The sequence below is a fragment of the Microcoleus sp. T3_A4 genome, from assembly GCF_036700465.1.
In the GTDB taxonomy this organism is placed as follows: Bacteria; Cyanobacteriota; Cyanobacteriia; order Cyanobacteriales; family Microcoleaceae; genus Microcoleus.
The window spans coordinates 46,087-56,599 of sequence record NZ_JAUBOY010000006.1; the positions used below are offsets into that span (position 1 = coordinate 46,087).

4 protein-coding genes are annotated in these 10,513 nt (G+C 45.7%); all 4 read left to right on the plus strand.

Annotated elements, in window-relative coordinates:
• Positions 1 to 111: 111 nt before the first annotated feature.
• The 4 genes from QUA07_RS05120 (at position 112) to QUA07_RS05135 (ending at position 10,453) form a co-directional block, all read left to right on the plus strand.
• Positions 112 to 1,698, plus strand: a complete 1,587-nt coding sequence (locus QUA07_RS05120) for an AAA family ATPase (protein ID WP_333323113.1) — start codon at positions 112 to 114, stop codon at positions 1,696 to 1,698.
• 333 nt (positions 1,699 to 2,031) lie between these two features.
• On the plus strand, positions 2,032 to 9,603 hold the full coding sequence (locus QUA07_RS05125) for a SpvB/TcaC N-terminal domain-containing protein (protein ID WP_333323115.1): 7,572 nt from the start codon (positions 2,032 to 2,034) through the stop codon (positions 9,601 to 9,603).
• A gap of 227 nt (positions 9,604 to 9,830) precedes the next feature.
• The gene (locus tag QUA07_RS05130) at positions 9,831 to 10,082 is read left to right on the plus strand and encodes a hypothetical protein (protein WP_333323117.1); all 252 of its coding nucleotides are present in this window, start codon (positions 9,831 to 9,833) and stop codon (positions 10,080 to 10,082) included.
• The gene (locus tag QUA07_RS05135) at positions 10,070 to 10,453 is read left to right on the plus strand and encodes a PIN domain-containing protein (protein WP_333323119.1); all 384 of its coding nucleotides are present in this window, start codon (positions 10,070 to 10,072) and stop codon (positions 10,451 to 10,453) included. The genes QUA07_RS05130 and QUA07_RS05135 overlap by 13 nt, the downstream gene beginning before the upstream one ends.
• Positions 10,454 to 10,513 lie beyond the last annotated feature (60 nt).

Consider the following 10,513-nt stretch of genomic DNA (forward strand, 5'->3'; position numbering starts at 1 on the left):
CTAAGAATTAAGAGGAGGTTTGGCTGCTGTAGAACTATTGGCTGATGGCAACGCTCGACCGTAGCCTATCAATGAGAAAAGTACCTTTGAATATTTCTTACCGTGGAATTTATGCGTACCATTAATGACTGGCTCGCTTTGGTCCAAAGAGGCATTAAGATTGTCGGGCTGGAGTATTACACGCCTGACCGAATCAGAGTGTTAGCACAGTTCCACAATTGGGGACAGGAGCTGCATTTGCCTGTTTTCTTTTGGAACTCAGGGTACAGTTGCTTGCAGGAAATTGTGAGTGGAGAGGGTGAGTGTATATTACAAAATAGTGACTTGCGCCCAGATTCTGACGTGCTTGAGTTTCTATTAGAGAGTAAGAGAGAGGGAATTTACATTCTTGAGGGAGTGTTAGATTTTGACGAATCCGGTCAGGTGAGTTCGCGTCTGGGGTTTCAATTGGCAAATGCTTACTATCACTCATCTTGGTCTGCGGCTCCTCAGTTTTGGGTGATGCTGGAAAACTACATACAACTGCCGGTGAACTTGCAGCCTTTGATTCCCGTACTGACGACTCCATTACCGTCCCGAGTTGCAGCGCAAAAGGTGGTGGAGTTGTTTTGCGATCGCCATCCTTGGCTTGGGGACAAAAGTAACGAGGTGTTGCAAGCTGGTTTGGTTCGAGCTTGCCAGGGGTTGCCCCAAGGTGAGATCGAGTTAATTTTAGAGCGATCGCTAGCTTTTGCTTCTAGCTACGAGGAAATAGCGCAGTTGGTACTCGACCACAAGGTTAACAAGCTGCGGGGGCGAGGCCTAGAGTTTATTGCTGAGGCAGATGTGCCGGATGCAGGTGGTTTAGACTTGCTAGACGAGTCGCTGTCAAAGGTGGCTTCGTTGTTGAGTCCAGAAGCAGAGAAATACGGACTCAAATTTCCGAAGGGAATGATTCTCTGGGGGCCGCCGGGTACGGGCAAAAGTCTGAGTGCTAAACTTGCGGCTAAGAAGATGGGAGTACCGCTGTTGGCGGCTGACTGGGGTTCGATCGTCGGTTCTTCCAGACCTGACTTAGCTTTACGCGAACTGTTGGAACTGACTCAGGCTTTAAGCCCTACAATTCTGTATTGGGATGATTTTGATAAAGGCTTTGCAGGGTGGGATTCCAATGCGGATGGTGGAGTTTCTCGCCGTTTATCGGGGAAGCTTTTAACCTGGATGCAGGAACATCAATACCCAATTTATATCGTGGCGACAGTTAACCGTTTGGGGATGTTACCACCGGAATTAATTCGTCGCTTTGATGATATTTTCTTTGTGGATTTGCCTCACGAAGGGGCGATGTATGAAATTTTTAATCTTCATCTCAAAAAATATTTTCCTGAGTTCCGCAATGCTTGTATTTCGCCTTGGACGGATGATGAGTGGCGGATTTTATTGAGGGATTACAGGCTTTGTACGCCAGCAGAAATAGGCAATGCCGTGAGAAAATGTGCTGAGGAGATATATTATCGCGATCGGGTAGAAGGGAAACAGCGTGATGAATTGAAGGTGACTTTGCAGGACTTGCGACATCAGCGCTATCAGTTTACGCCGTCGATGCTGCGGGATGAGGAGCAGATTCTAGCGATTCGCAATCAAGCGAGTTATGCTAGATCGGCTAGTGGGCCGGATCGATCGCGATTTTCCATTCCCCTACAGGAATTGTTTGGTTAGTGGCTTTCTTGCGATGATCGCAAAGAGTGTAAATTTTTCTGAAGCAACATCGGATCAGTTGTAACTTTGTCTTATAATTCAGAACATAATTCTACAAAGAGTACCTCCAAAAGTACTGTCGTGTCTACCAGACTTCTCAGAAAATTAGAGCTTAACGTGGCTGATTAAGAATTCCTCAAAGCTAATGGAGTAGAGACAAGGGTGTCTGCATAAGAAGTAAGGCAGTTTGATGGAAGGCGACTTCTATCGGGTGTAGCGATCGCCAGTCATCCAGTTGCAAGCCCAAAGTTCATTGCCTAAACGTAGCTCCGATACGGGGTATAGGGTAAGCCTATGTTTGCTAACTCAAACAAAAAAAGCGACAAGCAAGCCACAGAGTTAGATAAAAGTTACGTCTCACCACCTCCGACCGTATCCCTGCCCAAAGGAGGAGGAGCGATTAAAGGGATGGGTGAGAAATTTGCAGCTAACCCAGTGACTGGCACGGGTTCCATGAGTGTACCTATTGTTACCAGTCCCGGTCGATCGGGATTTGGGCCGCAGTTGTCGCTTTCCTATGATTCGGGTGCTGGTAATGGGATATTTGGTTTTGGTTGGAATCTATCGCTTCCCTCAATTACCCGCAAGACGGACAAAGGTTTACCCCGCTATCAAGATTTAGAAGAGTCCGATATCTTCATTCTTTCTGGTGCAGAAGATTTGGTTCCTGTGCTGAGAGCAGATGGCAGCCGGGAGAGCTTTAATTCCCCCGATGGTCAGTTCAAGATTCAACGCTATCGTCCCAGAATTGAGGGCTTGTTTGCTCGAATTGAACGCTGGACAAAATTAGATTCAGAAGAAGTTCATTGGCGATCGCTTTCCAAAGACAATATTACGACACTGTATGGCAAAACAGCCGAAAGTCGGATTGCCGAACCCAGCGATTCAAACCGTATTTTTAGCTGGTCAATCTGCGAAAGTTATGACGATAAAGGTAATGCAATTCGTTATGAATATAGATCGGAAGATTCAGCAGGAATAATTACAGCACAGGTACACGAACGGAATCGGACTCCAGACAGCCGAGCGGCAAATCGCTATCTAAAACGAATTAAATATGGCAATCAAATGCCTCGAACATTCAATGAAGATTTAGCACTGAAAACGGACTGGATGTTTGAAGTTATCTTCGATTATGGAGAACACAATTTACTAAATCCCAAACCGAACGATTCAGGCGTTTGGACTGTTCGTAACGATCCGTTTTCATCTTATCGATCGGGTTTTGAAGTTCGCACATATCGCCTGTGTCAGCGTGTGCTGATGTTTCATCACTTCCCAGAAGCAGAAGGTGTGGGAAAAAATTGTTTAGTGCGATCGACCGATTTTACTTATTCCTACGAACAAAACACTACCGATGTTCGCAATCCAATTTACTCATTATTAATTTCAGTCAAACAAACAGGCTATAAACGAAATCCTGACGGCGGTTACATTCAGAAATCCCTGCCGCCTGTGGAATTTACTTATACCGAAGCGAATATTGACGAGACAGTACGTGAAGTCGATCGCACCAGTTTGGAAAATCTGCCCCAAGGGATGGATGGCACGCGGTATCAGTGGGTCGATTTGGATGGGGAAGGATTGTCCGGGATTTTGAGCGAGCAGGGTAATGGGTGGTTTTATAAGCGCAATTTAAGCCCGATTAACAATGTAGAAATTAATGGCTCTAAGCAGATTGAAGCACATTTTGCCCCTGTTGAGTTAGTTGCTAGTAAACCTGCAACTGGTTTAAATAATGGCGCTCAATTTCTTGACTTAGCAGGCGATGGTCAACTTGATTTAGTAACTTTACGCAGTCCTACTCCCGGTTTTTACGAACGTACTCACAATGAAGGTTGGGAATCATTTGTTGCCTTTAAATCCTTGCCCAACCTGGATTGGGATAACCCGAACTTGAAATTTATTGACTTGGATGGGGATGGACATAGCGACATTCTGATTACGGAAGATGATTGTTTTGTTTGGCATCCATCTCTAGCAGAAGATGGGTTTGGGGCGGCGGAACGGGTGTATCAACCCTGGGATGAGGAAAAAGGCCCGCGAGTGGTGTTTTCTGACAGTACCCAGTCGATTTACCTGGCGGATATGTCAGGGGATGGGCTGACGGATATCGTGCGAATTCGCAATGGGGAGGTGTGTTACTGGGCAAATTTGGGATATGGAAGATTTGGGGCGAAGGTGACAATGGATAATGCCCCTAGGTTTGATGCGCCCGATATCTTTAACCAGCAACGGATTCTGTTAGCGGATATTGACGGTTCTGGGACGACGGATATTTTGTACCTGAGTGGTAAAGGGGTACAGGTTTATTTTAATCAGTCAGGCAACGGTTGGGCGGCGAAGCGCACGTTGAGGTATTTCCCAGTGATCGACAATGTGGTTTCGGTAACAACAATTGACTTGTTGGGAAATGGGACAGCTTGTTTAGTATGGTCTTCGTCATTACCGGGGAGTATTCCTCGTGTAATGCGGTATATCGACCTGATGGGCGGACAGAAGCCGCATCTGTTAATTAATACAGTCAATAATCTGGGTGCAGAAACCGTTGTACACTATGCGCCTTCTACTAAGTTTTACCTGCAAGACAAATTAGCAGGTAAACCCTGGATTACGAAATTGCCGTTTCCGGTTCATGTAGTGGAGCGGGTGGAAACATACGATCGCATTAGCCGCAACCGCTTTGTCACCCGCTATGCCTACCACCACGGTTATTTTGATGGAGTGGAACGGGAATTTCGTGGCTTTGGCATGGTGGAACAGTGGGATACGGAAGAAATCGGTACAATTAAGTCTGGAGACACAACATCCGACGGTACCAATTTGGATGCAGCTTCGTTTGTTCCACCCGTGCATACTAAGACTTGGTTTCATACAGGTGTTTTTATAGACAGCGATCGCATTTCTAGATTTTTTGCCAAAGAATACTATCAGGAACCTGGAGTAAATGAAACGGAATTTAAAGCAACTTTATTACCGGATACGGTACTTCCTATTGGTTTGAAATTACCAGATAGTTCGATTCTATCTCGCAGTTTAACGATCGCGGAAGAGTACGAAGCTTGTCGATCGCTTAAAGGTCGAATTCTGCGTCAGGAAATCTATGCGATGGACGGTTTAGAAAAAAGCCAGTATCCCTACAGTGTTTCAGAACGCAATTATGAAATTTGTTGGCTGCAACCAAAGCAGGATAAGCAACATGCTGTCTTCTACACGCACGATCGCGAAACGATTGACTATCACTATGAGCGGAGTTTCATTCTCGATCCTACCCATCCAGAAACAGATCCAAAGAAAAAACGGAAGATTTTCGATCCGCGTGTGACTCATGCGATGACATTAGAAGTAGATGCGTTTGGGAATGTCTTGAAATCAGTTGCGATCGCTTATCCCCGTCGTTCTCCTGCTTATCCCGAACAAGCAAAAACACTGATTATCTACACCAAAAATCAGGTAACAAACAAGCCAAATGACAAACCGATCGAGCCAAAATGGTATAGGATTGGAGTACCGATTGAGACACGCACCTACGAAATTACTGGTTTAACTTCGACAATTCCATTTACGCTTGATTTCATCCGCAGGTGGTTGTTAAGTGCGATCGAAATAGCTTACGAAACTATCGCTACAACTGGTGTTCAAAAGCGTTTAATCGAGCGAGTGAGAACGCTTTACCGCAAAGATAGCGAAGCCAACAACACCGATCCAACCCCGTTACCGCTAGGGCAAATTGACTCTTTGGCGTTGCCTTGTGAAAGCTTTAAATTGGCATTTACGCCGGGATTGTTGGCTCAGGTTTATAGCAGTAAGCTAACCTCTAGCGAGCTAAATGCGCTACTAAGTAACGAAGGAAAATACGTACAGCAAAATGGTGGTTGGTGGATTCCATCCGGTCGGCAGGCGTTTGACCCGAATGAGTTCTATTTACCTGTTAAAATCAAAGACCCGTTTGGTAATGTTTATACCAGCACCTACGACAACTATCACTTACTGGCGATTGAGACAATCGATCCGCTCAATAATACGATCGCAATTCAGAACAATTACCGCACCCTGCAACCAGAAAAAATTACCGATCCAAATGGTAATCGATCGCAAGCGAAATTTGATGCCTTGGGAATGGTGATTGCTATAGCGATTATGGGTAAGGAAAGCGAGAACAAAGGGGACTCGTTTGCGAACTTTAAAGCCGACCTCACCGATGATGAAATTAAGACTTTCTTTGATACTAACGACCCGCATTCATTGGCAGCACAACATCTGGGAACGACAACGACGCGGATTATTTATGATTTGAATCGCACTCCTGTTTGTGCGGCATCTATTGTTCGCGAAACCCATATTAGCGATTTAGAAATAGGACAACAATCAAAAATTCAACTAAGTTTTGTCTATTCCGATGGCTTTGGACGGGAAGCGCAAACTAAGGTGCAAGCAGAACCGGGAGCGATCGATTTAAGTGTGCCGAATTCACCCATCCTAAATCCGCGCTGGGTGGGTACGGGGGCGACAATCTACAACAATAAGGGTAAACCAGTCAGGCAATACGAGCCGTTTTTCAGTCCTACGCACAAATTCGGTATTGAAAAACATGGCGTTAGCAGCACACTGTTTTATGACCCGCTCGATCGAGTTGTTGCTACCCTGCATCCGAATCATACCTACGACAAAGTCGTTTTCGATCCGTGGCAGCAAAAAACTTACGATGTTAACGATACGGTGACTTTTGACCCCAAAACCGACCCGGATGTGCGTGCATTTTTTACTAAATTGCCGGAGGCGGATTATTTACCTACTTGGTATCAACAGCGGATTAATCAGGCATTAGGAAGTGATGAGAAAGGCGCAGCCCAAAAAGCATCAAAACACGCGGATACTCCGACTATTGCGTATTTAGACACGCTAGGACGCACATTTTTAACCATTGCTGATAATGGAAAAGATGCTAATGGCAATGAGCAAAAATATCGCACTCATGTTGAGTTGGATATTGAGGGGAATCAGCGTGCAGTAACAGATGCTCTCGATCGCATTGTGATGAAATATGACTATGACTTGTTGGGCGATCGCATTCATCAGTCGAGCATGGAAGCGGGCGATCGCTGGATGCTAAATAATGTAGCAGGCAAACCAATCAGGATGTGGGATAGCCGTAACCACATTTTGCGTACTATTTATGATGAGTTATTGCGTCCGACTCAATTATTTGTCAAGGCTGGTAATGAGCCGGAAATCCTGACAGAAAAGACGGTTTATGGTGAAGGACAAGGCGATGTCAAAAACCATCGTGGCAGGATTTATCAACATTTTGATAGTGCTGGTGTTGCCACGAATGTAGAATTCGACTTTAAGGGAAATCTGGAACGCAGCAAGCGCCAATTGGTGAAGGATTATACAAAAATTCCTAATTGGTCGGACAATCCCGTTTTAGAAACTGAAATCTTTAGTAGCAGTACCCGTTATGATGCGTTGAATCGATCGATTCAGTTAGTTGCACCCCATAGTAGCAAGCAGAATACGAAACTCAATATCATCCGTCCTCGTTACAATGAGGCGAATTTATTGGAACGGATGGATGTTTGGCTGGGAGAAACGGCTGAGTCAATAGCATTACTCATTCCGCAGTCAGCAAATTTTAATCCTGTCACGAATATCGACTACAACGCCAAGGGACAGCGCACGAAGATTGAATATGGAAATGGAGCAAAAACTGAGTATACCTATGATGATAAAACCTTCCGTTTAACTCATCTTAAAACCACGCGGGGTGGTGCGGTATTCCAAGATTTGTTTTATACCTATGACCCTGTTGGCAATATTACCCGGATTCGGGATGATGCCCAGCAAACCATCTTTTTCAAGGGACAGGTTGTATTGCCGCAATGCGATTATATTTACGACGCAATCTACCGACTGATTGAGGCAACGGGACGGGAGCATATCGGACAGATTGGGCAGCCAGAAACGGACTGGAATGACGAGTTTCGCGTGAATCTGCCGCATCCTAATGAGGGACAGGCGATGCGGAACTATACAGAACAATATCTCTATGATGCTGTTGGTAACTTTGAGAAGTTAATCCATCAGGCGGCGAATGGGAACTGGACTCGTGCTTATACCTATAACGAAGCGAGTCTAATTGAACCTGCCAAGAAGAGTAATCGTCTAAGTAACACGACTGTAGGTGCAAAAACTGAAACTTACACCTACGATGTTCACGGCAATATGATGAGTATGCCGCACTTGATGCTGATGCAGTGGAATTACAAGGATGAGTTGAGTGCGACTTCTCGGCAGGCTGTGAATGATGCGCCGCCACCTGACAAAGTGCCGGAGACGACTTTCTATGTTTATGATGCCAGTGGTGAGCGGGTTCGTAAGGTTACGGAAAGGCAAAATGGGACGCGCAAGAATGAGCGAATTTATCTGGGTGGATTTGAGATTTACCGCGAATTTAATAGCAATGGGAATGATATTAAGTTAGAGCGTGAGACGCTGCACGTGATGGATGATAAGCAGCGGATTGCGTTGGTGGAGACTAAGACTGTTACTAATCCCGATGATGAATCGCCTGCACAATTGATTCGGTTTCAGTTTGGTAATCATCTTGGTTCGGCTAGTTTGGAATTAGATGATATGGCAAATGTGATTTCCTATGAGGAGTATTATCCCTACGGTAGTACCGCTTATCAGACGGTAGATAAGAGCATCAAGGCTGCGGCAAACCGGTATCGTTATACGGGCAAGGAGCGGGATGAGGAGACTGGGCTTTATTATCACGGAGCGCGATATTATGCGCCGTGGTTGGGGAGGTGGACAAGTTGCGATCCAGCGGGAATGGTAGATGGGCTAAACCTATATGTGTATGTGAACAACTCACCAATCCGTTGCACCGATCCGACTGGTAAGCAGCAACTTACACTCGATCAGCAGCTGAAACAGGACGTTAGAGCTACTCGCACAGGGAGAGGTTTCGACAAAGACCTTGCAGGGGATATGCAGAAAGCGTCTGATGCATTTGGTCCAGGAGGATCGACTGATGCGGGACACGAAGGCAAACCACAGGTATTGTTACGGGACGGAGAAATAGGGCGTGTCAGACCACAGCCATCGGGACCGAATAGACAAGATGGGGCTACCACAGATAAACAAGCTGCTCAGGCTGCACGCGCAAAAGGTGAGTTTGCTCGTGATACAAAAGGCAACGCTCCAGCTGTATCGAAAAGTTCTAAACCCCCACGACCGCCAAAGGCACCGTGGCGAGGTCCTCTTAGTGAATGGAAGGGGCCTGTCTACACACCGCCCCCTACTTCACCCAGCCCATCTCCTTCACCCACTCCCGCCCTCAGTCTAACTCCACCCGAACAGCTTCCTCTTCAATTTGATAAACCGCCAGAAGTGCCAAAAGCAACACTCTCAGTGCCTGCTTCCAAACCAGTAGCACCACCTGTTGAATTACCACCTACTACTACACCCATTCCCACGCCTACAGTACCACCTGCACCAGGTCGATTGGCGCGTGCCACCGCATGGACAGCTGAGACAGCCCCAAAGGTTGCAACATTTGTTGGACGTGTAGTAACAGTTTTAGGAGCCATAGAAGAAGGAAAACGCACTGTTGAACTTGAGCGACGGAACAATCGCGGAGAGTTGAATGCAGCGCTAATGGGAACTAGCACTGTGGTAGCTGGAGTCTTGGCTGGTGTGGTAGATGATGCTTTTGCCGTTGCGCAAGCACCATTTTTTGGTGGACCTCCTATGTTGACCGTGAATTCTTATGAGCAACATGGTTCTGGCCCAGTACAGCATTTGGCTGGTGAAGCGATTCGCGGCATTCTGAACTGGGGAGCACGCAATGGATTTTGACCCAAGTAATGAGAACACGATCGTCCACCAATGTCCAGTCGTTTACCAAGACACCAAATCCCAAAAAACAACCCAAACAAGGAGAAAAAATCAAATGCGAATCAGGATTAACAGAATTTGAAGATTAATAGGATTTAGAGATTAGAAGATTAAAGAAGTCTAATAGCGGTAGCACAATATGCACCGTGATTGATCCAATATAGGGCAATTTAAAAGGAGAGGTTTTTATGCGATCAGAATTACGGATTGAGACTAAAGTTTTACCAGGCAACAAGATTGAAATCAACTTGCCTGCCGATATGCTCTCAAGTTCTGTGGGACAAACCATTGAGGTGATTGTTCTGCTGCCTGAGCGACCGCAATTAATGCGGCAAAATATCCTGGAATGGATTGAGCAGGCGCGTAGCAGAGGAACATTCAGAAGCGTCGAAGAAATTAACCGTGACCTGCAAGCTGAAAGAGATTCATGGGACAACTAAACTTACCAGACCCCGCCAGAATTTACATTGATACCTCAGTTGTAATTTACACAATCGAGGTCAATCCCAATTACTGGCAACTGCTGCAACCGCTGTGGCAAAAATTCCAAGCGGGACAAATTGAGCTGATCACTAGCGAACTCAAGTTTATGGAATCTCTGATAATCCCATTTAGACAATCCAATGTTAATCTAATTGATACCTATGAGCAGTTGCTTCTATCCTCAGTGCTGCAACTCATCCCGATTAGTCAGACTATCTTGAGGGAAGCAGCGAGGCTACGCGCAACAACACCTTCATTGAGAATCCAAACCCTGTTGGAAAAGCACAGTCAATTTTCTCTGCTGTATGAAGATGTTGTTTTTCCTTAAGATTCTCCCTAATAAAAATTTCTCCATTTGATTGGCAGTAGCAAATTTAATCTCCTAACA